Annotated in this window: 22 protein-coding genes; 13 read left to right on the forward strand and 9 right to left on the reverse strand. The window is 68.4% G+C overall.

What is annotated here, in order from left to right:
- Window positions 1–27 precede the first annotated feature (27 nt).
- A complete protein-coding gene (locus ACT9F5_RS07525; protein WP_445119262.1) occupies window positions 28–738 on the reverse strand; it encodes a histone H1-like repetitive region-containing protein in 711 nt (236 codons plus the stop codon).
- 126 nt (window positions 739–864) lie between these two features.
- A complete protein-coding gene (locus ACT9F5_RS07530) occupies window positions 865–3,024 on the reverse strand; it encodes an adenosylcobalamin-dependent ribonucleoside-diphosphate reductase (protein ID WP_445119263.1) in 2,160 nt (719 codons plus the stop codon).
- 498 nt (window positions 3,025–3,522) lie between these two features.
- Here ACT9F5_RS07530 and ACT9F5_RS07535 point away from each other — a divergent pair, with 498 nt between their 5' ends.
- The 13 genes from ACT9F5_RS07535 to ACT9F5_RS07595 all read left to right on the forward strand — a co-directional run bounded on the left by ACT9F5_RS07535 (window position 3,523) and on the right by ACT9F5_RS07595 (window position 15,539).
- On the forward strand, window positions 3,523–4,959 hold the full coding sequence (locus tag ACT9F5_RS07535; protein ID WP_445119264.1) for a Do family serine endopeptidase: 1,437 nt from the start codon (window positions 3,523–3,525) through the stop codon (window positions 4,957–4,959).
- Between the two features lie 49 nt (window positions 4,960–5,008).
- A complete protein-coding gene (locus ACT9F5_RS07540) occupies window positions 5,009–5,371 on the forward strand; it encodes a hypothetical protein (protein WP_445119265.1) in 363 nt (120 codons plus the stop codon).
- A gap of 99 nt (window positions 5,372–5,470) precedes the next feature.
- Window positions 5,471–5,956: a phage holin family protein gene (locus tag ACT9F5_RS07545; RefSeq protein ID WP_445119515.1), complete on the forward strand. Its 486-nt coding sequence runs from the start codon at window positions 5,471–5,473 to the stop codon at window positions 5,954–5,956.
- Between the two features lie 76 nt (window positions 5,957–6,032).
- Window positions 6,033–6,479, forward strand: a complete 447-nt coding sequence (locus ACT9F5_RS07550) for a hypothetical protein (protein WP_445119266.1) — start codon at window positions 6,033–6,035, stop codon at window positions 6,477–6,479.
- Window positions 6,479–7,663, forward strand: coding sequence for an AI-2E family transporter (locus ACT9F5_RS07555; protein WP_445119267.1), 1,185 nt, complete (start codon window positions 6,479–6,481; stop codon window positions 7,661–7,663). The genes ACT9F5_RS07550 and ACT9F5_RS07555 overlap by 1 nt, the downstream gene beginning before the upstream one ends.
- A 27-nt stretch (window positions 7,664–7,690) precedes the next feature.
- Complete coding sequence (locus ACT9F5_RS07560) at window positions 7,691–8,422, forward strand: HAD-IA family hydrolase (RefSeq protein ID WP_445119268.1); 732 nt, start codon at window positions 7,691–7,693, stop codon at window positions 8,420–8,422.
- The gene (locus ACT9F5_RS07565; RefSeq protein WP_445119269.1) at window positions 8,419–9,792 is read left to right on the forward strand and encodes a leucyl aminopeptidase family protein; all 1,374 of its coding nucleotides are present in this window, start codon (window positions 8,419–8,421) and stop codon (window positions 9,790–9,792) included. The genes ACT9F5_RS07560 and ACT9F5_RS07565 overlap by 4 nt, the downstream gene beginning before the upstream one ends.
- 222 nt (window positions 9,793–10,014) lie before the next feature.
- A complete protein-coding gene (locus ACT9F5_RS07570; RefSeq protein ID WP_445119270.1) occupies window positions 10,015–10,587 on the forward strand; it encodes a hypothetical protein in 573 nt (190 codons plus the stop codon).
- Window positions 10,584–10,883: a transcriptional regulator gene (locus ACT9F5_RS07575; protein ID WP_445119271.1), complete on the forward strand. Its 300-nt coding sequence runs from the start codon at window positions 10,584–10,586 to the stop codon at window positions 10,881–10,883. Before ACT9F5_RS07570 ends, ACT9F5_RS07575 begins: the two co-directional genes overlap by 4 nt.
- Before the next feature lie 94 nt (window positions 10,884–10,977).
- Window positions 10,978–12,252, forward strand: a complete 1,275-nt coding sequence (locus ACT9F5_RS07580) for an efflux RND transporter periplasmic adaptor subunit (RefSeq protein WP_445119272.1) — start codon at window positions 10,978–10,980, stop codon at window positions 12,250–12,252.
- Between the two features lie 73 nt (window positions 12,253–12,325).
- Complete coding sequence (locus ACT9F5_RS07585; protein WP_445119273.1) at window positions 12,326–13,018, forward strand: ATP-binding cassette domain-containing protein; 693 nt, start codon at window positions 12,326–12,328, stop codon at window positions 13,016–13,018.
- 10 nt (window positions 13,019–13,028) lie between these two features.
- Window positions 13,029–14,186, forward strand: a complete 1,158-nt coding sequence (locus ACT9F5_RS07590; protein ID WP_445119274.1) for an FtsX-like permease family protein — start codon at window positions 13,029–13,031, stop codon at window positions 14,184–14,186.
- Window positions 14,187–14,195: 9 nt separating this feature from the next.
- Window positions 14,196–15,539 carry an ABC transporter permease gene (locus tag ACT9F5_RS07595; RefSeq protein WP_445119275.1) on the forward strand — a complete coding sequence of 448 codons (1,344 nt, stop codon included), beginning with the start codon at window positions 14,196–14,198 and terminating at the stop codon, window positions 15,537–15,539.
- 231 nt (window positions 15,540–15,770) lie between these two features.
- Here the strand turns inward: ACT9F5_RS07595 and ACT9F5_RS07600 are convergent, their stop codons facing one another.
- The 7 genes from ACT9F5_RS07600 to mltB all read right to left on the reverse strand — a co-directional run bounded on the left by ACT9F5_RS07600 (window position 15,771) and on the right by mltB (window position 23,942).
- Window positions 15,771–18,071 (reverse strand): carboxy terminal-processing peptidase, encoded by a 2,301-nt coding sequence (locus ACT9F5_RS07600; RefSeq protein ID WP_445119276.1) that lies wholly within the window; start codon window positions 18,069–18,071, stop codon window positions 15,771–15,773.
- Window positions 18,072–18,328: 257 nt separating this feature from the next.
- Window positions 18,329–19,339 (reverse strand): lipoyl synthase, encoded by a 1,011-nt coding sequence (gene lipA, locus ACT9F5_RS07605; RefSeq protein WP_445119277.1) that lies wholly within the window; start codon window positions 19,337–19,339, stop codon window positions 18,329–18,331.
- A gap of 34 nt (window positions 19,340–19,373) precedes the next feature.
- Window positions 19,374–20,084, reverse strand: coding sequence for a lipoyl(octanoyl) transferase LipB (lipB, locus tag ACT9F5_RS07610; protein ID WP_445119278.1), 711 nt, complete (start codon window positions 20,082–20,084; stop codon window positions 19,374–19,376).
- Entirely contained in the window at window positions 20,072–20,350 is a 279-nt protein-coding gene (locus ACT9F5_RS07615) for a DUF493 family protein (RefSeq protein WP_445119279.1), read from the reverse strand. Before ACT9F5_RS07615 ends, lipB begins: the two co-directional genes overlap by 13 nt.
- 54 nt (window positions 20,351–20,404) lie before the next feature.
- Complete coding sequence (locus ACT9F5_RS07620) at window positions 20,405–21,625, reverse strand: serine hydrolase (RefSeq protein WP_445119280.1); 1,221 nt, start codon at window positions 21,623–21,625, stop codon at window positions 20,405–20,407.
- A 71-nt stretch (window positions 21,626–21,696) separates the two neighbouring features.
- The gene (locus tag ACT9F5_RS07625; protein WP_445119281.1) at window positions 21,697–22,812 is read right to left on the reverse strand and encodes a septal ring lytic transglycosylase RlpA family protein; all 1,116 of its coding nucleotides are present in this window, start codon (window positions 22,810–22,812) and stop codon (window positions 21,697–21,699) included.
- Entirely contained in the window at window positions 22,809–23,942 is a 1,134-nt protein-coding gene (gene mltB / locus ACT9F5_RS07630) for a lytic murein transglycosylase B (RefSeq protein ID WP_445119282.1), read from the reverse strand. The genes ACT9F5_RS07625 and mltB overlap by 4 nt, the downstream gene beginning before the upstream one ends.
- Between the last annotated feature and the right edge of the window lie 40 nt (window positions 23,943–23,982).

Here is a 23,982-nt window from a genome sequence, read left to right on the forward strand (position 1 = left end):
CAAGCGGGAGAGGGGGGAGATGCGCGACTACTTCCTGCGTGCAGCGGTCTTGCGGGTGGCGGCCTTCTTGGCTGGCGCCTTGCGGGCGACGGCCTTCTTCGGAGCTGCCTTCTTGGCGGTCGCCTTCTTCGCCGTCGCCTTCCTGGCGACCGGCTTGCGGGCAACGGCCTTCTTGCCGGCGGCCTTGCGGGCCGGCACCTTGCGGGCCGCGGTCTTCTTGCTTGCGACCTTCTTGCTGGACGCCTTCTTGGCCGGTGCCTTCTTCGCGGTGGCCTTCTTGGACGCCGCCTTCTTCGTAGCCGTCTTCTTCACCGGCGCCTTTCTGGCGGTGGTTTTCTTCGCAGTCGCCTTCTTGGCCGCAGCCTTCTTGACGGCGGCCTTCTTCGCGGTTGCCTTCTTGGCCGGAGCCTTCTTCGCAGTCGCCTTCTTGGCCGCAGCCTTCTTGGCCGCAGCCTTCTTCGCCGAAGTCTTCTTGGCCGCAGCCGTCTTCCTGGCCGCGCTCTTGCGGGCCAGGCTGTCGGCTTCCTTCTTGCCGTCGGCGCTGGCCTTGGCCAGCTTCTTCTTGGTGCTGCCGACCTTCTTGGCGGCGGCCTTGCGGACGCGGCTGGCGCTGCTGAGGACCGTGGTGGCGGCGCCCTCGGCGGTAGAGGCGATGCTGCTGCCGATGTTGCCGGCGGTTTCCTTGATGCTGTCGGCGGCCTGGGAAAGGGTTGCCGTCACTCCATTACCGTTGCTCATGTGCCCTCCTGACGGGCGTCTTGTTGGCGATGCGGGTAACGCGGTGAAACCGTTGTGTCACCGAGGCGATCGTATACCCGAGTCGCGCGCAACACACCATGAAATCATGCCGGCGGAAGCATGCCGTCAGAACTTGCCGTAGTACCCCTCCTTGAGGGCGTCGAACAGGTTGGCGGCGGTATGCATCTCGCCGTCGTACTCGATCTGCTCGTTGCCCTTGACCTCCACCACCTGGCCGTCTTCCAACTCGAAGCGGTAGGTGGTTTTCTCGAGGTCGGTTTCCTTGACCAGCACGCCCTGGAAGGCGGCGGGGTTGAAGCGGAAGGTGGTGCAGCCCTTGAGCCCCTTGGAATGGGCGTAGGTGTAGATGTCCTTGAAGTCCTCGTACGGGTAGTCGGTCGGGACGTTGGCGGTCTTGGAGATCGAGCTGTCGACCCACTTCTGCGCGGCGGCCTGGACGTCGACGTGCTGCCTGGGGGTGACGTCGTCGGCGGCGATGAAGTAGTCGGGCAGCTTCTCGGCGTCGTCCTCGGAGAACGGCATCGCCCGCGGGTTGACCAGCGCGCGGTAGGCCAGCAGCTCGAACGAGAACACGTCGACCTTCTCCTTCGACTTCTTGCCCTCGCGGATCACGTTGCGGCTGTAGTGGTGGGCGAACGACGGCTCGATGCCGTTGGAGGCGTTGTTGGCCAGCGACAGCGAGATGGTGCCGGTCGGCGCGATCGAGCTGTGGTGGGTGAAGCGCGCCCCGGTCTCGGCCAGTTCCTTGACCAGCTCCGGAGCGACCTCGGCGACGCGCTGCATGTAGCGCGAATACTTCGCATGCAGGGTCTTGCCGGGGATCTTCTGGCCGATCTTCCAGCCGTCCTTGACCATCTCCGGGCGCTTGCGCAGCATCTCGGCGTCGACCTGGAAGTTCTCGACCATGATCGGCGCCGGACCCTTCTCGCGGGCCAGCTCCAAACCGGTTTCCCAACCAGCGACAGCCATCTCGCGGGCGACCCGCTCGGTGAACTCGCACGACGCCTTGGAGCCGTACTGCATCCGCAGCATGGTCACGGTGCTGCCCAAGCCCAGGAAGCCCATGCCGTGGCGGCGCTTGCGCATGATCTCGTCGCGCTGCTGCTGCAACGGCAGGCCGTTGACCTCGACCACGTTGTCGAGCATGCGGGTGAACACGCGCACGACTTCCCTGTACTCGTCCCAGTCGAACGCGGCCTTGTCGGTGAACGGATCGCGCACGAACTTGGTCAGGTTGACCGAGCCCAGCAGGCAGGCGCCGTAGGCCGGCAGCGGCTGCTCGCCGCAGGGATTGGTCGCGCGAATGTTCTCGCACCACCAGTTGTTGTTCATCTCGTTGACCCGGTCGATCAGGATGAAACCCGGCTCGGCGTAGTCGTACGTCGAGACCATGATCATGTCCCACAGGTGCCGGGCCTTGATGTGGCCGTAGATCTTGCAGGCGACCAGGCCATCCTCGCGGGCGATGTAGTTCTTGTGGGTCGGCCAGTCGCGCCAGACCACGCTGGCGGCATCATTGACGTCGATGTCGCCCTTTTCCTTGATGTTGATCGGGAACACCAGCGGCCAGTCGGCGTCGTCGGCGACCGCTTCCATGAAGCCGTCGGTGATCAGCAGCGACAGGTTGAACTGGCGCAAGCGGCCGTCTTCGCGCTTGGCGCGGATGAAGTCCTTCACGTCCGGGTGCGACACGTCGAACGTGCCCATCTGTGCGCCGCGGCGGCCGCCGGCCGAGGACACGGTGAAACACATCTTGTCGTAGATATCCATGAACGACATCGGGCCGGAGGTGTACGCGCCGGCGCCGGCGACGAACGCGCCGCGCGGGCGCAGCGTCGAGAACTCGTAGCCGATGCCGCAACCGGCCTTGAGGGTCAGGCCGGCCTCGTGGACCTTCTCCAGGATGCCGTCCATCGAGTCCTCGATGGTGCCGGAGACGGTGCAGTTGATCGTGCTGGTGGCGGGCTTGTGCTCGAGCGCACCGGCATTGGAGGTGATGCGGCCGGCCGGGATCGCCCCGCGGCGCAGCGCCCAGGTGAAGCGCTCGTTCCAGTACTGCTGCAGCTCGGGGGTCGGCTCGGCTTCGGCCAGCGCCTTGGCGACGCGCTGGTAGGTCGCATCGATGTCGGCATCGACCGCGTCGCCGCGCTTGCTCTTGAGCCGGTACTTCTTGTCCCAGATGTCCTGGGACGCGGGCTGCATCGGGATGTCCATGCCTGCCTTGTCGCTGCTCTTGTTCACTGCCTCGAGGCGCACCGTACTCATGCCTGCCCTTTCTCCTCGTGATGGCCGCGGATGGCGACGCGGCCGGGTTGTTCTGGACCGGGTGCATCCCGGTTCGTTGCTTGTTCTGGTTGTGGGTGTTGCCCGTCACCGACGCCGATGTCGCGACTGCGCCACGCGCGTCGCTTCAGGTACCGGTTCTGGAGGTGGTTCGAGCGGTCGCCACGGCCCTGCTCCGTCAGACGCCAAAAGCCCGCGATCCTGCGGTTTCAGGCGGCCAGCTGACCCAAACGAACCCCTATGCTTGGGTTTCCGATGCCCCGCCGACCACAACATGTTGTGTGCGAGGCAGGGACTCAAGCTAACCCCGCCCCCGGGCCAAGTCAACGCTTTCAAGGCTGCAGAAGGGCAGATCGGCGAGTTGGCCTGCGGGCCGACGGATTTGCGTTGACGGACACCCGATGTGAAGTGTCGATGGCGTCGATTTCATCGACGATTAAACGCGCATCCGCCAGACTGGCGGGAATGCGAGGACTCCCGATGCGACCGATCTCGACTCCCAAGACGCTGCTGGCGCTCACCGTGGCCGCCTGCTTCGGCGGCTTCGCCGCGACCGCGATCCGCGATGGCCTGCAACCGGCAAAGGCATCGCCGGCGGTGGTCGCGGTGGCACCGACGGTGGGCCAGTTGCCGGCCGCGGTTGCCGGCCAGCCGATGCCGTCGCTGGCGCCGATGCTGGCCCGGGTCACGCCGGCGGTGGTCAGCGTGCAGACCAAGTCGCGGGTGCGCATCCGCAATCCGTTCGCGAACGATCCGATCTTCCGCCGGATGTTCCCCAACGTGCCGCAGGAGCGTATCGAGCAGTCGCTTGGCTCCGGCGTCATCGTCGACGCGGAGCGAGGACTGGTGCTGACCAACCACCACGTGATTGAAGGCGCCGACGAGGTCACGGTGACGCTCAGCGACGGCCGCACGCTCAGCGCCGAGTTCGTCGGCTCCGATCCCGACACCGACGTCGCGGTGATGAAGATCCCGGCGCAGGACCTGCACGAGATCCCGCTGGCCGATTCGGGCGCGTTGCGGGTCGGCGACTTCGTGGTCGCGGTCGGCAACCCGTTCGGGATCGGCCAGACCGTCACCAGCGGCATCGTCTCGGCGGTCGGGCGCAGCGGCCTGCGCGGGCTCGGCTTCCAGAACTTCATCCAGACCGACGCCTCGATCAACCCGGGCAACTCCGGCGGCGCACTGGTCAACCTCGACGGCCAGCTGGTCGGCATCAACACCGCCAGCTTCAACCCGCGCGGCTCGATGGCCGGCAACATCGGCCTGGGCTTCGCGATCCCGGCCAACCTGGCGCGCAACGTGATGGCGCAGCTGATCACGACCGGCGAGGTGCGCCGCGGCACGCTCGGGCTGGAGTCGCAGCAGGTGAATCCGCGACTGGCCACGGCGCTCAAGCTGGACAACGCCCGCGGCGCGGTGGTGACCCGGGTCTACGACGGCTCGGCGGCGGCGGCGGCAGGACTGCAGCCCGGCGACGTGGTGGTGGCGGCCAACGGTGAACGCATCGACGGCCCGCAGGACCTGCACAACTTCGAGGGCCTGCAGCCGGTCGGCGGCAAGGTCACGCTCGACATCCGCCGCGATGGCGAGGCGCTGCAGCCGGTGCTGGAAGTACGCGAGCAGCCACGGGTGTTCCCCGGCGGACAGCTCGATCCGCGCCTGACCGGTGCGACCTTCGCCGAGCTGCCCGAAGCCGTGCGCCAGTCCGGGGCCAGCGGCGTGGTGGTGGAGTCGGTCGCACGCGGCAGCCGCGCGGACCGCAACGGCCTGCGCGTGGGCGACCGGGTGGTCGGGACCGGCACCGACCCGGTCGAGGACCTGCCCGACTTCCGCGCGGGCTTCACACAGTCTCCGGCACAGTTGGTGCTGCGCATCGTGCGCGGCAATCGACAGGGCGTCCTGCCGATGCAGTGACACGGTGCAGCGCTCGTCCGTTCCCCAACACGCCAGGAGTAATCGCGCCATGAGCCCCACCGACACCAGCCCTCTCAAGAACAGCCTCGGCGAAGCCGGCGATCACCTCAAGCAGGCCGCGCGCGATGCCGGTGACGCGATCAAGGGTGCAACCGGCGCTGCCGGCGATGAGCTCCGGATTGGCAAAGCCCACGTCAAGTCCGACCTTGCCGACAGTGCACTGGCCGGGATATCCGCAGCCGAGGAAGCCAGCGCCGCGGCGCGCGAGCAGGCCGACGTGCTGATGGACAAGGGCCGCGACCTCATCGACAGCGCCGCCGAACTGATCCGCGAGCGACCGATCGCCTCCTTCGGCGCCGCGTTCGCGGCCGGCTGGATCATCGCCAAGCTCGCCCGCAGCGGCGACAAGTAAGCCATCGCCATGGGCGCATCCAGCGCACCCGACGACGGCGGCAACCGGGGTGACGGTGGCGACGGTTTCGATGCGCTGCCACCCGACCTTCTCGAGGCCATGCGCCAGATCGGTGCCACCGGCCGCGCCAGCCTTGGCGCCGCCGGCGACACCGCCAAGGCGCTGCGCACATTGCTCGCCGCGGACGTGTCGCTGGCGCGCAGCGCGCTGGGCCGGACATTGGCCCTCAGCGGTTTCGCGATCGCGTTCGGCGCATCGGCCTGGCTGCTGCTGATGGCAACGCTGGTGGTGTTCCTGAGTCGCCAGGTCGGCCTGCCATGGTCCGCCGCGCTGCTGATTCCGGCGGTGCTCAGCGTCGCAGCCACGGTTTTGGCCGCATGGCTGGCGATGCGCTATTTCGAACACACCCGCCTGCAGGCGACCCGGCGCCAATTGGCCCGGCTCGGGATCGGCGAGTTGGCCGACTTCATGCCCTCACCCGAGTCACCCGAGTCGGCGCGCCACGCTTCCCGCCGCGGCCCCGCCAGCGAAACCGAGGGCCAGCCGGTAAAGGATGAGCGCGGGGTCGACGTGACGCCGCCCTGACGCGTCGTCGGCGCAACATCCGGCCAGCACCGCCCGGCCAACACCGCATGCACACCCAGGGGAGAACCACCGCGCCATGAGCTTCGACAAACTCATCGCCAAGGTCACGCAAGCCGAGGATGCACTGGAGGCGAACGAGCGCCGCGTCGGCGCCGACCTGCGCCAGCTGAAGCAGTCATGGAAGGCCAGTTGGACGCCGACCCGGATCATGGTCGCCGGCGTGGTCACGGGTTTCCTGGTCGGCCGCGCCGAACCGCTGCGCAGCGCGGCCCGTGGCGGCAGCGTGGTTCGGATCGTGTCGTTGCTGAGCGGTCTGTTCGCCAGCACCGCCGCCACCCACGCCGCCAGCGAAGCCGAGCAGGCCGCGGACACGGCCAGCGATGTCGCCACGGCGGCCACGCCCGAAGTGCCCGGGTCCGCACACGACGCGGCCGCGGCCGCGGCCAGCGAGCGGATCGCCCACGAACGGTTGCTGCGCCATGCCGCCGCGGCCCGCCAGACCAACGCGGAGTCGGTCGACTGATGGGCCCGGCCACCCCTGGCGACCCCGGCGGCGACCCGTCATCCGGCGACGACCTGCCGGAGACCGCGCCCGCTCCCGCAGTACCCCCGGGCGCGACCCCGCTGCCGGATGCCGACTCCGGCGCCGAACCTCCGCTGTCGCCGCTGCGCCCGCGCGCATCGACCGCGCTGGTGGTGCTGGCGACGCTGGCGGTCGGCTACACGCTATGGGCCGCGCAGGACGTGATCCTGCCGATCCTGCTGGCGGTGTTCTTCGCGTTGATCGGCAACCCGATCATCCGCGGCCTGCAACGGTTGTTCATCCCGCGCGCGATCGGCGCGATGCTGGTGTTGCTGCTTGGCCTGGCCGGCGCCGTCGCGCTCGGCAGCCAGTTGGTCGAGCCGGCTTCGGAATGGGCCCGGCAGGTCCCGCGCGAGATGCGCGACCTCGCGCCCAAGCTGCGCGAGTTGACCAAGCCGATGAAGGCGGCCAACGAGGCCGCCGAGGATTTCGCGCGCGCCACCGACGGCGAGGACGGCAAGCCGGTGGAGGTGGTCCGTACCGAGGTCAACGACCCGTACAAGTCGCTGACCACCACCCCGATGATGATCGCCTCGGTGCTGGCGGTGGTGCTGCTGACGTTCTTCTTCATGGTCTACGGCGAGAACCTGCAACGCAACGCGCTGTCGTTGTTGCCGACGCGCCAGCAGAAACGCGTCACCGTCGAGATCATGCAGTCGATCGAGCGCGAGATCTCGCGCTACGTGCTGACCATCAGCGTGATCAACGCGCTGGTCGGGCTGGCGCTGGCCGGCATCCTGTACCTGCTGGAGGTGCCGCTGGCCGAGGCGCTGCTGTGGGGCACGATGGCGATGATCCTCAACTTCGCGCCGTACGTCGGCCCGTTGCTCGGGATCATCATCATGCTGATGATGGGCTTCGTCGCGTTCGACGAGTTGTGGATGTCACTGTTGCCGGCCGGCATCTACCTTGGCCTGCACACGCTGGAAGGCCAGATCCTGACACCCATCGTGCTGGGCCGGCAGATGCGCCTGTCTCCGCTGGTGCTGATCCTGGCGCTGATGCTGTTCGGCTGGCTATGGGGGATCATCGGCCTGTTGCTGGCGGTGCCGCTGCTGGTCTGCGTCAAGATCGTGCTGGCCCGGATCGAGGGGCTGGAAGGCTGGGCGCGGCTGTTCGAATAGTGGCAGCGTCGACGCTAGAATGGCCCGGTGCAGTTCCCGGTCCGCGCCATTACCCTCGACCTCGACGACACGATCTGGCCGATTGCCCCGGCGATCGTGCGCGCCGAACAGGCGCTGGGCGACTGGCTGCACCGGCACGCGCCGCGCACCGCCGCGCGCTGGCCGCTGGAGGCGCGACAACAACTGCGCCAGCAGGTCGACCGCGACCGTCCCGAACTGGCCCACGACATGACCGCGCAACGGCACTGGATGCTCGAGCGCATGTTCGAGCAAAGCGGTGACGACGTCGCCCTGGCGCAACCGGCCTACGACGCCTACTTCGCCGCCCGCTGCGAGGTCGAGCACTACGGCGACAGCCTCGACGCGCTGCAACGCCTCGCGGCAAGGGTGCCGCTGGCCGCGCTCAGCAACGGCAACGCCTGCCTGCGCACGATTGGCCTGATGCATCTGTTCCGCTTCCAGCTCGGCGCCCGCGAACACGGCGCGGCCAAGCCCGACGCCGGCATCTTCCACGCCGCCTGCCGCCAGCTCGACTGCCACCCGTCGCAGGTGCTGCACGTCGGCGACGACACCCGCACCGACGTGCTCGGCGCCCACCGCGCCGGCCTGCGGACCTGCTGGATCAACCGTCCGGACGAGTCCGGCACGGTGCGACGCTGGCCGCACACCGAGATCCGTCCCGACCTCGAATTCCCCACCCTTGCCGCGCTGGCCGACTGGCTCGATGCGGTGCATCCCCAGGAGTCGCTGTCCGCATGAGCCTGCCGCTTGGTTTCACCGATGCCACCACCGACGCGCTGCCGCTGCACGTGGTCGACCGCGAGCGCCTGGCCGACTGGCGCGCTGCGCAACCGGCCGCGATCGGCGCCTGGCTGGACGCGCAGGGTTTCGACGGCGCGCCCGGCAGCGCGCTGCTGCTGCCCGGCGACGACGGCGCCAGCGGTGCGGTCATCGGCATCGGCGACCCGCTCGATCCCTACAGCCATGGCCACGCGCCGTTCGCGTTGCCGGCGCGCGCGTTCCGGCTGGTCGGCGAGCACGACGCCGCGGTGGTTGCCGCACTGCAACTGGGCTGGGGCTTGGGCGCGTACCGCTTCAGCCGCTACAAGCAGCCGTCGCGCGCACCGGCGCTGCTGCAGGTCGACGAAGATTGCCCCGATGTCCGCGACGCGCTCGCCGCCTGCGTGCGCGTGCGCGACCTGGTCAACACCCCGACCGAGCACATGGGGCCGGACCAGCTCGAACAGGTCGCCTGCGAGATCGCCGAGCGTCATGGCGCGAAGATCGAAGTCATCAGCGGCGACGACCTGCTGGCACGCAACTTCCCGGCGATCCATGCGGTCGGGCGGGCCAGCCACCGCGCACCGCGACTGATCTCGCTGCAGTGGGGCGAGGACGCACACCCACACGTCGCGCTGGTCGGCAAGGGCGTGTGCTTCGACACCGGCGGGCTCGACCTGAAGGGCGCAGACGGCATGCGCAACATGAAGAAGGACATGGGCGGCAGTGCCCACGCGATCGCGCTGGCCGAGTGGGTGATGGCGCGCAAGCTGCCGCTGCGGATCACGTTGCTGGTGGCCGCGGTCGAGAATGCGGTCGGCCCCAACGCGTTCCGCCCCGGCGAGGTCATCGAGACCCGCGCCGGCATCAGCGTCGAGGTCGACAACACCGACGCCGAGGGCCGGCTGGTGCTGTGCGATGCGCTGACCTATGCCGGCGAGCAGTCGCCGGAATTCATCCTCGACTTCGCGACCCTCACCGGCGCGGCCCGCATCGCGCTCGGACCTGACCTGCCGGCGCTGTACAGCAACGACGAGGCCCTCGCCGCCGACTGGCTCGCGGCCGGCCAGCAGCAGCGCGACCCGCTATGGCGCATGCCGTTGTGGCGCCCGTACTGGCGCTACCTGACCAGCAGCATCGCGGACATCGCCAACGGCGGCCCAAGCCGGATGGCCGGCAGCGTCACCGCCGCGCTGTACCTGGAGCGCTTCGTCCCGGCGACGCAGAAGTGGGCGCACCTGGATGTCTACAGCTGGAACGACGCCGACCGCCCCGGCCGCCCCTGCGGCGGCGAAGCCCAAGGCCTGCGCGCGGCGTTCGCGATGTTGCAGGCGCGCGCCGAGCGCTGATCCCGGTTACCGGAAACCTGTAGGAGCGGCTTCAGCCGCGATCGGACAATCGGTCGCTCGTACCGACTCCGCATCGCGGCTGAAGCCGCTCCTACAGGTGCATCCGGAACAGGTGCATCCGAAATCCAGCCGCAGGCGACCGATTGTCGGCGACACCATTGCGTTACTTGACAACTCTATTTTTCAGAGTACTTTGAAAATCATCATCCACGGAGCCCCGCCATGACCAGCACCGACAACCTTCGACAGGATCTCGACTACGTCGCCAGCGCCGTCCGTCGCCACGACCGCTGCAGCGGCGTTCCCTCGATCTACTTCATGTGGGCGGCGATCATTGCCGTCGGCTTCGCCCTGCCCGACTTCGCGCCGACGCTGGCCGCACCGTTCTGGATGGTCGCCGGCCCCGGCGGTGGCCTGCTCAGCTGGTGGCTCGCCGCCCGCGACGAGCGCCGCCACGGCACCATCGACCGCGCCGAAGGGCGCCGCCACGGGCTGCACTGGCTGATCACCGGCATCGCGTTCCTGGTCTGTTGGTTGCCGGTCATGCGTGGCGCCCCGATCGAGGCGGCGGTCGGCAACTTCCTGCTCGTCGCCGGCCTTTCCTACGCATTGGCGGGCGTGCACCTGGAACGGCCGATGCTGTGGAGCGGGCTGATCATGCTGGCGGCCTACGTGGTGTTGAACCTGTTCGCGCTGCCGTATACCTGGACCCTCACCGGCATCGCGATCGGCATTGCGCTGGCCTGGGCCGGCATCTCGGTCAACCGCAGCCGGCAGCCGGCCATCCACCAATGAAAGCGCTCGATGGCCTCGATCCGGTGTTCGAACACCGCGCGCGGCTGGCGATCGGCGTGTTGCTGGCGCGCCACGGCGAGATCAGCTTCGCCCGCTTCAAGCAGCAACTCGAACTGACCGACGGCAACCTCGGCGCGCAACTGCGCAAGCTCGAAGAGGCCGGCTGCATCGACCTGCGCCGCGACTTCGTCGAGCGCAAGCCGGTGACCTGGTACCGCCTCACCAAGGACGGTCGAAAGGCGCTCGACCGCCACCTGCGTGCGTTGCAGGCGGTGATCGCCGAGGCCGCGGGTTGAGCGAGTGTCCGGAAATCGCTACTGACTTCCGGCAGGTTGGCGATCGCGGCCGTCTGCCGTCACACTCGGCGCTGTCCTGCGTCCAGGGTTGCATATGACTGCACAAGCCGACCTGTTGAAGGAACTCCGCATCGACCGTAGCGCCCCGCCGCCCGCGCCTTCGCGGCGCGGTCTGTGGATCGCGCTGGCCATTGCCGTGGCGGTGGTGTTGCTGGCGCTGGCCGGCTGGGCGCTGTTCGGTCGTGGCGACGCGCCGGAAGTACGGACCGCGTCGGTGGTGGCGATCGGTGGCGGCAACGGTGGCAGTGCCTCGGTGCTCGACGCCACCGGCTACGTGGTCGCGCGACGGATGGCGACGGTGTCGGCCAAGGTCACCGGCAAGGTCCGCGAGGTGCTGATCGAGGAGGGCCAGCATGTCGAGGCCGGCGAGGTGATGGCGACGCTCGACCCGGTCGACGCCGCCGCCCAGCGCGACCTCGCCGCGGCCCAGCTCGCCGCGGCGCGCAGCCAGATCGGCGGCGCACAGGCACGGATGGACGAGGCCGAGGCCAATGCCGCGCGTCTTGGTCCGCTGGTCAAGCAGCAACTGGTATCGCAGGCGCAGTACGACCAGGCGGTCGCCGAACGCGATGCGCTGCGCGCGCAACTGCTGACCGCCAGGCGCCAGGCGCAGGTGGCGCAGGACCAGCTCGCGGTCGCCGACAACGGTGTCGACAACACCGTGGTGCGCGCGCCGTTCGCCGGCGTGGTGATCGCCAAGGCGGCGCAACCGGGCGAGATGATCTCGCCGCTATCGGCCGGCGGCGGCTTCACCCGCACCGGCATCGGCACGATCGTCGACATGGATTCGCTCGAGGTCGAGGTCGATGTCGGCGAGTCCTACATCGGCCGGGTCAAGCCAGGCATGCCGATCGAGGCGACCCTCAATGCCTACCCGGACTGGCAGATCCCCGGCGAGGTGATCGCGATCATCCCCACGGCGGACCGGGGCAAGGCCACGGTCAAGGTGCGCATCGCCCTCAATGCGAAGGACGAGCGGATCGTGCCGGAGATGGGCGTGCGGGTGAGCTTCATGGAGAAGGCCGCGCCGGCCGACGCGCCGAAGTCCAAACCCGGCGTGCTGGTGCCGGCGGCGGCGATCGTCGATCGCGACGGCAAGCAGGTCGCGTTCGCGCTCACCGAACCCGGCGCAGCGGAAAGCGAAGTCGCACAGCGCGTGGTCACCGTCGGGCGCAGCCTCGGCGACGACCGCGAAGTCACCGCCGGGCTTGCCGGCGGCGATGAAGTGGTGCTGGACCCGCCCGAAGACCTGGTCGACGGCGCCAGCGTGCGCGTCGCCGACGCCGCCGAGGCGGGCGACAGCGAGTAGTACTGGACATTGCCAAGGCGGGTCCGATCTGGAGCCCGTCGATCACCAACATCGCATAGCGAGGAACGTCCCCATGGCACTGGTATCGATCCGCAACCTCACCAAGACCTACCAGCGCGGCCCCGAGAAGGTCGAGGTGCTGCACGGCGTCGACCTCGACATCGCCGAGCGCGATTTCGTCGCCCTGATGGGCCCGTCCGGCTCCGGCAAGACCACCCTGCTCAACCTGATCGGCGGGCTCGATTCGCCCAGCGGCGGCGAGATCGAGATCAGCGGCCAGCGCATCGACCAGATGAGCTCCGGCCAGCTGTCGCACTGGCGCAGCCAGCACGTCGGCTTCGTGTTCCAGTTCTACAACCTGATGCCGACCCTGAGCGCGCAGAAGAACGTCGAGCTGCCACTGCTGCTGACCAAGCTGTCGGGCGCGCAGCGCAAGCGCAATGCCGAGATCGCGCTGCAACTGGTGGGCCTGGCCGACCGCGGCAAGCACCGGCCCAACGAATTGTCCGGCGGCCAGCAACAGCGCGTCGCGATCGCCCGCGCGATCGTGTCCGACCCGACCCTGTTGATCTGCGACGAACCGACCGGCGACCTCGACCGCCAGTCCGCCGAGGAGATCCTGGCGCTGCTGCAGTCGCTCAACCGCGACCACGGCAAAACCATCGTCATGGTCACCCACGACCCCAAGGCCGCCGACCACGCGCAGCGCACGATCCACCTCGACAAGGGCACCCTGGTCGATCGCGAGCTGGCGGTCGCCGGCTGAGGAGGCAGACATGAAATACCTGCACCTGATCTGGGCCTCGCTGTTCCGCAGCAAGACCCGCACGGCGCTGACACTGTTGTCGGTGGTGGCGGCGTTCCTGCTGTTCGGCATGCTCGACTCGGTCCGCGTTGCGTTCACCTCGGGCGGCAGCGTCGCCGGCGCCAACCGGCTGGTGGTGTCCTCGCGGTTGTCGATCACCCAGACCCTGCCATACCGGCTGCTGTCGCAGATCGAGGCGGTTCCGGGCGTGGAGAACGTCGCCTATGCCAACTGGTTCGGCGGCATCTACCGCGACCCGAAGAACTTCTTCGCCAACTTCGCCATCAGTCCAAATTATTTCGAGATCTACCCCGAGTACACGGTGCCACCGGAGCAGATGAAGGCCTTCCAGGCCGACCGCACCGGCGCGATCGTCGGCGCATCGCTGGCCGAGCGCTTCGACTGGAAGGTCGGCGACACCATTCCGTTGCAGGCGACCATCTTTCCCAAGGACGGCAGCAACGACTGGGCCTTCACCCTGCGCGGCATCTACACGATCGCCGACGAGAAGCGCAAGGGCGAGGAAAACCAGATGATGTTCCACTGGAAGTACTTCGACGAATCCAACGACTACATCCAGGACCAGATCGGCTGGTTCATGGTCACCCTCGCCGACGTCGACCAGGCCAGCCAGGTGGCACTGGCGATCGACGCGATCTCGGAGAACTCCGACCACGAGACCAAGGCCCAGACCGAACAGGCCTGGAACCAGTCGTTCATGAAGCAGTTCGCCGACATCGGCCTGATCGTCACCGGGATCATGGGCGCGGTGTTCTTCACCCTGCTGTTGCTGACCGGCAACACCATGGCGCAGGCGGTGCGCGAGCGCATCCCGGAACTGGCCGTGCTGAAGACGATCGGCTTCACCAACCGCAGCGTGCTGGCGCTGGTGCTGGCCGAATCGGTGCTGCTGATCGTGATCGGCGGGCTGGTCGGACTGGGCCTGGCGTCGCTGGTGCTGGTCTGGGTCAGCGCCAACAGCGGTGGGATGCTTCCAATGGGTAGCGTTCCGACCGGGACCTGGGTCATGGGGCTGGGACTGATGCTGCTGATCGGCGTGGTGGTCGGCTTGTTGCCGGCACTGCGCGCGATGCGCCTGAAGATCGTCGACGCGCTGGCCGGGCGCTGAGGAGAACCTATGAAGACTTCCGCAAACACGCACGGCTCCTCGCGCACCAGGCGCTGGCTCGGCAACCTCGGCATCGTGCTCGGGGTGGCGGTGATGCTGGCGGCGTGGGTCATGCTGCCGTGGCAGGCCGTGCTCGGACTGGTGGTGGCACTGGCCGCGTGGCTGGGCCTGACCCGGCGCGGCCGGCAGGCGCTGGCGGTGGCCGCGGTCGGCATCGCCGGGCTGCCGCAACGCTGGGGCGCCTCGATGGTCATCGTGATCGGCATCGCCGGCGTGGTCGCGGTGCTGGTGGCGATGCTGGCGATGGGCAAGGGTTTCGAGGCCACGCTCAACCAGACCGGCGGCGAGGACAGCGCGATCATCCTGCGCGGCGGCTCGCAGGCCGAGACCAACTCGGTGATCAGCCGCGAACAGGTGCCGTTGATTTCATCCCTGGCCGGGATCGCCGAGGGCGCGGAAGGCCGGCCGCTGGTGTCGCCGGAACTGTCGCAGGTGGTCAACCTGCCGACCAAGGCCGACGGCAATGACGCCAACGTGCAACTGCGCGGGGTCGGGCCGCGGGCGTGGGAACTGCGCCCGGAAGTGAAGATCATCGAAGGCCGCAAGTTCGAGCCCGGCCTGCGAGAACTGGTGGTCGGCAAGGGCGCGCAGGCGCAGTTCGCCGGGCTCGAGGTCGGCAAGCAGATCGAGCTGGGCAACCAGTTGTGGTCGGTGGTCGGCAAGTTCGCCAGCGGCGATGCGCACGATTCGGAGCTGTGGGCCGACGCCGAGGTGGTCGGGTCCAGCTACAACCGTTCGGCTTACCAGTCGGTCACGGTCAAGCTCGCCGGCAAGGCCGGGTTCGACCAGCTCAAGGCCGCGCTCGCCGCCGACCCGCGGCTCAAGCTCGACGTGCTGACCACCCACGACTACTACGCCAAGCAGTCCGAGGGCCTGACCAAGCTGATCACGATCCTCGGCACGGTGATCGGCACGATCATGGCGATCGGCGCAGTGTTCGGCGCACTCAACACCATGTACGCGGCGGTCGCCGGCCGCGCGCGCGAGATCGCGACGATGCGCGCGCTCGGCTTCCGCGGGCTGCCGGTGGTGGTGGCGGTGATGCTGGAAACGATGCTGCTGGCGCTGCTCGGCGGCATCCTCGGCGCCGGGCTGGCGTGGCTGGTTTTCAACGGCTACACGGTGTCGACCCTGGGCAGCAACTTCAGCCAGGTGGTGTTCCAGTTCAAGGTCTCGCCGGAACTGTTGTGGCAAGGATTGAAGTGGGCGCTGGGCATCGGCCTGGTCGGCGGCTTGTTCCCGGCATTGCGGGCGGCACGTCTGCCGGTGACCACGGCGCTGCGCGCGGCGTAACGGAGTCCGACGCGGATACGACACGGGCGCCCGAGGGCGCCCGTGTTGTTTGGCGACTGTACCGGCCATTGTAGGAGCGGCTTTAGCCGCGATCGGAAGTCGGCGCGGGCGAACGATTCCGGATCGCGGCTAAAGCCGCTCCTACAGAGGTGCAATACGACACGGGCAGAGGGGCAGACACGACACGGGCGCCCTGGGGCGCCCGTGTTGTATCTGACTCGTGCAGTCGCCTCAGTCGGCCCAGTGCCCCGCCGTGCCCGACCCCGGCAGCACCACTGCCGACAACTGGTCGTCGTTGCTCAGCAGCCACAGCGCATCGGCCAGGATCGCGGCCGATTCGCGCAGCAATGGATCGGGGCGGTCCTCGGCGGCCTTCTCGCGGGCGGCGTCCTCGATGATGTCGCGCTCGTTCGCGGTCAAACCGTCGTCCAGTTGGGCGGCCGCAAGCGGATCAAGGGCGAGACCCAGCTCCTTGCGGGTTTCCTGACGCTGTTTGCGGCGGGCCTCGTTGGCGTCGCGTTCGGTGCGGCGCTCGGCCTCGTTGAGCGAAATCGAGGTCTTCGCCGCCTCCTTGCGGTACCTCGCCACGTCCTCCTTCCACCACTGGAACTCGCGGTTGTCGGCCACGCGCTGCGTATGCAGCGTCTCCAGCTTGGGCAGCAGCGGCTCGAAGTTGCCGTAGTTGACGTGCGGCACCGCGGCGATCTTGGTCCACGGCAGCGCGTTGTCGTAAGTGCTCTCGCCGTACTCGGTGGCGTCGACCGAGGCCGGGAAGTTGATGTCAGGCACCACGCCCTTGTTCTGGGTCGAGCCGCCGGCGACGCGGAAGAACTGGGCGATGGTCAGCTTGACCTGGCCGAAGCGCTCTTCCTCGTTGGCCGGCCAGCGGTCGAGGTCGACCAGGTTCTGCACCGTGCCCTTGCCGAAGGTGGTCTCGCCGATGATCAGGCCGCGGCCGTAGTCCTGGATCGCGCCCGCGAAGATCTCCGAGGCCGACGCCGAGCCGCGATTCACCAGCACCGCCAGCGGGCCGTCCCAGGCGACGCCGTTGTCGCTGTCGCCCTCGACGCTGACCCGGCCGCCGGATTCGCGCACCTGCACCACCGGACCCTGGTCGATGAACAGGCCGGTCAGCTCGATCGCCTCGGTCAGCGAACCGCCGCCGTTGTTGCGCAGGTCCAGCACGACGCCATCGACGTCCTTGGCCTTGAGCTCCTTGAGCAGCCGCGCGACGTCGCGCGTGGCCGACGCGTAGTTGTCCTTGTTGAGGCGGCGGGCCTCGAAATCCTGGTAGAACCCCGGCAGCTCGATCACGCCGATCTTCTGCGCCGGCGCGTCGCCCTGGCCGGGAATGGTCAGTACCTCGGACTTGGCGGCCTGGTCTTCCAGCCGCACCTCGTCGCGGGTGATGGTGACGCGCACCGGCTTGCTGTCCAGCCCGGCCTCGGCCGGGACGATGTCGAGCCGCACCTGCGAGTCCTTCGGCCCGCGGATCAGCTCGACTACGTTGTCAATGCGCCAGCCGATCACGTCCTCGACCGGGCCGCTGGTGCCCTGGCCGACGCCGACCACGCGGTCGCCGGGCGCGAGGATCTCGGACTTGTCGGCCGGGCCGCCAGGCACGATCTCGCGGATCGCGACGATGTCGTCCTGCTTCTGCAGCACCGCGCCGATGCCTTCCAGCGACAACGACATCGACAGGTTGAAGTTCTCCGCCGAACGCGGGGTGAAGTAGTTGGTATGCGGGTCGATCGCACCGGCATAGGCATTGAGGAAGGTCTGGAACACGTCCTGCCCTTCCAGCTCGGCGATGTTCTCGGCGAGGTTGGCGTAGCGCTTGTCGAGCGTCTCGCGGATCTTGTCGGACTCCTTGCCGGCCAGCTTCAGGCGCAGCCAGTCGTTGCGCACCGACTGCTTCCACAACCGGTCGAGCTCGGCGGTGTCGGCGGCCCACGGTGCGTCCTCGCGGTCGTAGCGGAATTCGTCATTGCCGCTGAAATCGAAGATGTCCTGCTTGAGCAGGCCGCGCGCATACGCCACGCGGTCGTTCACGCGCTCGCGGTAGGTCGCGAAGATCGCATACGCCGGCTCCAGTTCGCCGCTCTTGATCGCGTCGTCGAGCAGGGTCTTGTAGCGGTCGAAACGGGCGACATCGGCCTGGGTGAAAAATTGCTTGCCCCCATCCAGCGCCTCCAGGTACCGGGTGTACATGTCGGCCGACAGCGCATCGTCGAGGGCCTGCGGGCGGTAGGCGTAGCGGCTGTCCGACAACAGGCCGTAGACCAGCTTGGCGGCGGTGGTCTGGTACTCGGTCGGCCCGGCCGGGAGTTCGGCCGCCACCTTCTTCGCCGCCTCGGGCTCGACCGGCTCCGCCAGGGTCGGCGGCGGGGCGGCTTCCGGCGACTGCAACAAAGTCGTGTCGACGCGAGGCTTCGGCTCGGCCTGGGCGGTTTGCGGCGCGCCAGTGTCGGCGCGGGCCAGCAGCGCCAGCGGAGCGGTCAACAGGAGCGCGAACAGGGGATTCTTGATCATGGGGGACTTCGCGTCAGGCTCGCGTGGGAGAGGGGTGCGTGGATCACAGGGTTGCAACACGCTGGGACCACCCGACAGTGCCGAAAGTTGCGGTGGCTGTCACGTCGACAGCTCACAAACCGGCACGGTCTGGCGGCATCACGCGGGTTGCGGTTCAGCTGGCGCGTCGACCAGCGGGCATTTTCCCGCCGATGAACGCGTCCCCATCACACCATGCACGACGCGAAGACCGCGCCAAGACGGTCAACGCGGGTGCCTCAGGCGGTGGCGTAACCGGCTTCGATCGCGGAACGGTCGGCGTGGTACGAAGAGCGCACCAGCGGGCCGGAGGCGACGTGGCTGAAGCCCAGCGCCATGCCGAACAGTTCCAGCTCCTTGTATTCCTCCGGGGTCCAGTAGCGCATCACCGGGTGGTGGTGGGCGCTGGGCTGCAGGTACTGGCCGATGGTGATCATGTCGACATCGTGCGCGCGCAGGTCGCGCAGCGTCTCCTGCACCTGTTCCATGGTCTCGCCCAGGCCGAGCATGATCCCGGACTTGGTCGCCACCTCCGGGTGCTGCGCCTTGAACTTCTGCAGCAGGGTCAGCGACCACTGGTAGTCGGCGCCGGGACGGACGTTGCGGTACAGGTGCGGCACGGTTTCGAGGTTGTGGTTGAACACGTCCGGCGGGCTGTTGGCGAGGATTTCCAGCGCGCGCTCCATCCGGCCCTTGCCACGGAAGTCCGGGGTCAGGATCTCGATCTTGGTGCGCGGGCTGAATTCGCGGATCGCCTTGATGCAGTCGACGAAGTGGCCGGCGCCGCCATCGCGCAGGTCGTCGCGGTCGACCGAGGTCACCACCACGTACTTCAGGCCCATGTCCTTGACCGTCTGCGCCAGGTGCAGCGGCTCGGCCGGGTCCGGCGGCTTGGGCCGGCCGTGGGCGACGTCGCAGAAGCTGCAGCGGCGCGTGCAGACCTCGCCGAGGATCATGAAGGTCGCGGTGCCGTGGGTGAAGCACTCGTGGATGTTGGGGCAGCTGGCTTCCTCGCAGACCGTGACCAGCCGGTTCTCGCGCAGCTTTTCCTTGAGCCGGGCGACGGCGTTGCCGGACGGAATGCGGACCCGGATCCACGACGGCTTGCGCAGCACCGGGGCGTCGGCGAACTGCACCGGCGAGCGGCTGATCTTGTCGCCGGCGACCTGCTTCGCGCCGGGCTGCAACGAAGCGGGCGCATCGCCGCTCACGACCGCGAGCGGGATGGTCTTGGTGGCGGTATCGGTCATGGCGGGGCTTTGCGGAAGGACGCGGAGGGAGGGATCAGGGCTGCGGCAAGGCCGGCGGCGGCGCGTTTTCGACCGTCAGGCCGAACTGCGCGGCCACGTGTGCGACCAGCGCTGTCTTGACCGCTTCAAGCCCGGAGGGGCCGCCCAAGTCTACCATCGAGGTCACCCGCAACCCCTCGTAGCCACAGGGGTTGATACGCAGGAACGGCGACAGGTCCATGGCGATGTTGAAGGCCAGGCCGTGGAAGGTGCAGCCGCGGCGCACGCGGATGCCGAGCGCGGCGATCTTGGCGCCGGCGACGTAGACCCCGGGCGCGCCTTCGCGGCGGACCGCCTCGATGTTCCAGTCGCCGAGGGTGTCGATGATCGCCTGCTCGATCCGGCACACGTACTCGCGCACGCCGAGCTTGAGCCGGCGCAGGTCGAGCAGCGGGTACAGCACGATCTGGCCGGGGCCGTGGTAGGTCACTTGGCCGCCACGGTCGACGTGGATCACCGGGATATCGCCGGGCGCCAGCACGTGTTCGGGCTTGCCGGCCTGGCCGAGGGTGAACACCGGGTCGTGCTCGACCAGCCACAGCTCGTCGGGCGTGGCTTCGTCGCGGGCGTCGGTGAAGGCCTGCATCGCGCGCCAGACCGGCTCGTACGGCTGGCGGCCGAGATCGCGCAACCGTGCGGGCTTCTTGGCTCCCTCTCCCGCCTGCGGGAGAGGACTGGGGTGAGGGCAAGCCGCTACAGCGTCCACTTCACTTCCGGATGGTCGCGCAACGCCTGGTGGGCGAGGTCGTACTGTTCACGGCTGTCGGCGCGGAACGCGATCCGCACCGACACGTACTTGCCGTTGGACGAATGCTTCCACTCGACCGACTCGGTCTTGACGTCGATCCCGGCGTCGATCAGCCGCTGCGAAAGCTCGTTCTCAAGGCCAATCCCGGCTGGCCCCATGGCGCTGAGCTGGAACTCGCCGGGGAACTGGAAGCCGTGTTCTGGGTTGTCGGATTTGATTTCCATCGAGCAATTATGGGTCCGCTACCCGGCCAACCCAAGCCGCTCAGGTCGAACCGGTCAGACCGACTCCCACCACATCCAGAACTCGTCCCACAGGCGCTTGAAGAATCCGCCCTCCTCGACCGCGTCGAGCGCGACCAGCGGGCGCTGGGCGACCACCTTGTCGTCGAGCATGACCTTGACCATGCCGATCTCCTGGCCCTTCTGGATCGGCGCGACCAAGGTCCTGGGCACGTCCATCATCGGCTTCAGGCGCTCGTAGCGGCCACGCGGGACGGTGACCAGCAGCGGTTCGGCGACGCCGAGCTGGACCAGGTCGGCCGCGCCCTTCCAGACTTTCTGCTCGGCGATCTGCTTGCCCGCGTCGTACAGCTTGTGGGTCTCGTAGAAGCGGAAGCCCCAGTTGAGCAGGGCCTGGCTCTGGTCGGCGCGCTGCTTCTCGGAGCCCGACCCCAACACCACCGTGATCAGGCGCTGGTCGCCGCGCTGGGCCGAGGCCATCAGGCAATAGCCGGCCCCGGACGTATGGCCGGTCTTGATGCCGTCGACACTCTTGTCGCGCCACAGCAACACGTTGCGGTTGGGCTGGGTGATCGGACCGACCGTGAACTCCTTGATCTTGTTGTAGGAGTAGGCCTTCGGGAAGTTGTGGATCAGCGCGCGGCCGAGCAGGGCGAGGTCGCGCGCGGTCGACACGTGGCCCTCGGCCGGCAGTCCGGTCGGATTGACGAAGTGGCTGTTCTTCATGCCGATGCGGGCGGCGTACTGGTTCATCAGCGCGGCGAACGCATCGACGCTGCCGGCGACGTGCTGGGCCAGCGCGATCGCGGCGTCGTTGCCGGACTGCACCACCATGCCCTTCTCCATCTGCACCAGCGGCGCGGTCTTGTTGACCTCGAAGCCCGAGTAGCTGCCATCGGTGCCGGCACCGCCGGTGCGCCAGGCGTGCTCGGTCATCATCACCGGGTCGTCCTCGCTGATCTTGCCGCCAGCCATCTCGGCGGCGATCACGTAGCTGGTCATGACCTTGGTGATGCTGGCTGGTTCGAGCGGCTGGTCGATGTTCTCGCCGGCCAGCACGTTGCCGCTGGCGGCGTCCATCACGATCCATGCCGCGGCCTCGGTCTCCGGCGGCGGCGGTACCGGCAGCGCATCGCTGGCGGGGGCCTGCGCGCCCGGCTTGGGCAGCGGCACCGGGGTCTGGGCAGTGGCGAGGCCGACCGCGAAGGTGGCCAGCGCGGCCAGGCCAATCGCACGAAGGACAGCGGGGACTTTCATTGTTCAACTACTCCGGGGCGGGCGCGTGGCCGGCGTCTGTCAGGGTGATATCGAAAGGGTGGGGCAGCGGCTCATTCGCGTACGCGCTGCGGCACGCCGAAGCCGAGGCCGGCGATGCGATGGGTCAGGGTCGACGCGGTCCCTGCGTCCAGCGGGCCGACCCGCAGGCGCCAGACCTGCTGGCCGTTGGAGGTCGCGCCCTGCAATTGTGCCCGGTCGATGCCGGCGTCGCGCAGCATCGCCAACGCACGGTCGGCATTGCCGCGCGCGGAGAAGCTCGCGACCTGCAGGGTTACATCGTCGGCGGTCGCCACCGACGTGGAAGCGGCCGGCGGGCTCGACGCGGGGTTCCGCCCAACCGCGGCAGGCTTGCCGGTGGCGATACGCACGCCGGGCGGCAACTGCAGTGCGCCGGCCGCGGACACCGGAAGGGCGGCGACCAGCTTGTCCATGCTGGATGGCGCGACCGGGGCAGTGGCCGGCTGGACCTCGGGTTTGTCGGCACCACGCTTGTCGGCGTAGGTCGCGTTGCCCTCGCCCGGCAGCAGTGCACGCACCTCGACCCGGCCCGTGCCTGCATGGGTGATCCCGAGCTTGATCGCGGCGGCATAGCTGAGGTCGATGATCCGGCCCTTGTGGAACGGCCCGCGGTCGTTGACGCGAACCACCACCGACGTGCCGTTGTCGAGGTTGGTGACCTGGGCGTAGCTCGGCAGCGGCAGCGTCTTGTGCGCGGCGGTGAACGCGTACATGTCGTAGACCTCCATGTTGGAGGTCTTGCGGCCATGGAACTTGGTCCCGTAGTACGACGCGAGACCTTCTTCGACATAGCCCTCGGCGTCGTCGAGCACGTGGTACTTCTTGCCCAGCACGCTGTAGGTGGACCGGTTGCCGTAGCGCGAGCGCGGCTCGGCGACGACCTCCGGCTCGGGGATCAGCGAGACATCGATCGCCACGTCGGGCGCGGCATCGGCGACGCCGGGCGCATACAGGCCGCCGGCGGTGTAGTTGCCGCGCTTGGACGGGTCTTCTTTCGCGGGAGCGTACGGCGAGACCTTGCGGGCATCGCTTCCGGCCCTGGCGGTCTCACCCGCGGGTGCGGGTGTCGATTTGGGCGGGGAGCCGGCGCAACCCGCGAGCCCCAGCAGCAGCCCGCAGACCAGTGGCGCGGCCAGCCGTCGATTCATGCGCCCGGTTGGTCCGCCGTCGCGGCGGCGGTGCGGCCGTCGATCGCCTCGGCCAGTTGGTAAACCGCCATCGCATAGTGGCGCGAGTTGTTGTAGCGGGTGATCGCGTAGAAGTTCTGGAAGCCGATCCAGTACTCCTTGCCGCCGACGCCGTCGAGGTTGACCAGGGTCGCCTTGTCCACGCCCGGAACCGGGGTCGCCGGTCGGAAACCACGTGCGGCCAGTTGCTCGAGCGTGTAGCGCGGCTCCAGGCTGTCGGGCAGGAAATCCTGCGCATCCGCGCCGGCGGTCGCGCGCACGGTCACCGGCGCACCGCGCACCCAGCCGCCCTTCTTGACGAAGTAGTTGGCGACCGAGGCGAACACGTCGTCGAGATTGCTGAACAGGTCGACCTTGCCGTCGCCATCGCCATCGACCGCGTAGTCGCGATAGCTCGACGGCATGAACTGGCCCCAGCCCATCGCCCCGGCGTAGCTGCCCTTGAGCGTGGTGATGTCGAAACCGTTTTCCTTGCCGAGCGCGAACAGCTGCGCCAGCTCGTCGCGGAAGAACGCCTCGCGCTGGTTCTCGCGGGCGATCTTGTCGGGCTCGTTGGTGCGCGGGTAGGCGAACGCGAGCGTGTACAGCGCGTCGACCACCGGGTAGCTGCCCATGTTGCCGCCGTAACTGGTCTCGACCCCGATGATCGAGACAATGATCTCCGCCGGCACCCCGGTGTCGGCCTCGACCCTGGCCAACGCGTCACGGTGCTCGGCGAGGAAGGCCTGGCCGGCATCGATCCGGGCCTGGGTGATGAAAATCGGGCGGTACGCGCTCCACGGCTTGGCCTCGGCCGGGCGGGTCATCGCGCTGATGATGCTGTCGCGGATCTCGGCCTGCGCCAGCACCGACTCGATGGTGGCGGGCTCGACCTCGTAGCGCGCCGCGGTGGTGCGCACGAATTCGGCCTTGGCCTGCTCGATCGGCTCGGCGGTCGACACCGGCGGCGGGGTCGGCGCGGGCGCCGGCTCGGTGGGCGCAGGCGCCTCGGGCTGCGGGGTCGGCGGTGGCGGGGTCTGCGTGGCGCAGGCCACCAGCGCGAGCGGGAGCGCACAAACCAGGGCGCGGCTTACAAGGCGTCGGATCGTCATCTGGACGAGGTTAGCACTTGTCCGCGGGCGTCAAAACCGC

The organism is Lysobacter sp. F6437 (assembly GCF_052547215.1).

Excerpts from the sequence above, each read along its gene's own strand:
- ACT9F5_RS07625 (WP_445119281.1), bottom strand. The coding sequence starts at position 22,812 with ATGAATCGACGGCTGGCCGCGCCACTGGTCTGCGGGCTGCTGCTGGGG.
- ACT9F5_RS07615 (WP_445119279.1), bottom strand. The coding sequence starts at position 20,350 with ATGGAAATCAAATCCGACAACCCAGAACACGGCTTCCAGTTCCCCGGC.
- ACT9F5_RS07550 (WP_445119266.1), top strand. The coding sequence starts at position 6,033 with ATGAGCTTCGACAAACTCATCGCCAAGGTCACGCAAGCCGAGGATGCA.
- ACT9F5_RS07530 (WP_445119263.1), bottom strand. The coding sequence starts at position 3,024 with ATGAGTACGGTGCGCCTCGAGGCAGTGAACAAGAGCAGCGACAAGGCA.
- ACT9F5_RS07555 (WP_445119267.1), top strand. The coding sequence starts at position 6,479 with ATGGGCCCGGCCACCCCTGGCGACCCCGGCGGCGACCCGTCATCCGGC.
- ACT9F5_RS07540 (WP_445119265.1), top strand. The coding sequence starts at position 5,009 with ATGAGCCCCACCGACACCAGCCCTCTCAAGAACAGCCTCGGCGAAGCC.
- ACT9F5_RS07620 (WP_445119280.1), bottom strand. The coding sequence starts at position 21,625 with ATGAAAGTCCCCGCTGTCCTTCGTGCGATTGGCCTGGCCGCGCTGGCC.
- ACT9F5_RS07535 (WP_445119264.1), top strand. The coding sequence starts at position 3,523 with ATGCGACCGATCTCGACTCCCAAGACGCTGCTGGCGCTCACCGTGGCC.
- ACT9F5_RS07545 (WP_445119515.1), top strand. The coding sequence starts at position 5,471 with ATGCGCCAGATCGGTGCCACCGGCCGCGCCAGCCTTGGCGCCGCCGGC.
- ACT9F5_RS07575 (WP_445119271.1), top strand. The coding sequence starts at position 10,584 with ATGAAAGCGCTCGATGGCCTCGATCCGGTGTTCGAACACCGCGCGCGG.
- ACT9F5_RS07600 (WP_445119276.1), bottom strand. The coding sequence starts at position 18,071 with ATGATCAAGAATCCCCTGTTCGCGCTCCTGTTGACCGCTCCGCTGGCG.
- ACT9F5_RS07570 (WP_445119270.1), top strand. The coding sequence starts at position 10,015 with ATGACCAGCACCGACAACCTTCGACAGGATCTCGACTACGTCGCCAGC.
- ACT9F5_RS07525 (WP_445119262.1), bottom strand. The coding sequence starts at position 738 with ATGAGCAACGGTAATGGAGTGACGGCAACCCTTTCCCAGGCCGCCGAC.
- ACT9F5_RS07580 (WP_445119272.1), top strand. The coding sequence starts at position 10,978 with ATGACTGCACAAGCCGACCTGTTGAAGGAACTCCGCATCGACCGTAGC.
- ACT9F5_RS07590 (WP_445119274.1), top strand. The coding sequence starts at position 13,029 with ATGAAATACCTGCACCTGATCTGGGCCTCGCTGTTCCGCAGCAAGACC.
- ACT9F5_RS07595 (WP_445119275.1), top strand. The coding sequence starts at position 14,196 with ATGAAGACTTCCGCAAACACGCACGGCTCCTCGCGCACCAGGCGCTGG.
- lipA (WP_445119277.1), bottom strand. The coding sequence starts at position 19,339 with ATGACCGATACCGCCACCAAGACCATCCCGCTCGCGGTCGTGAGCGGC.
- ACT9F5_RS07565 (WP_445119269.1), top strand. The coding sequence starts at position 8,419 with ATGAGCCTGCCGCTTGGTTTCACCGATGCCACCACCGACGCGCTGCCG.
- ACT9F5_RS07585 (WP_445119273.1), top strand. The coding sequence starts at position 12,326 with ATGGCACTGGTATCGATCCGCAACCTCACCAAGACCTACCAGCGCGGC.
- mltB (WP_445119282.1), bottom strand. The coding sequence starts at position 23,942 with ATGACGATCCGACGCCTTGTAAGCCGCGCCCTGGTTTGTGCGCTCCCG.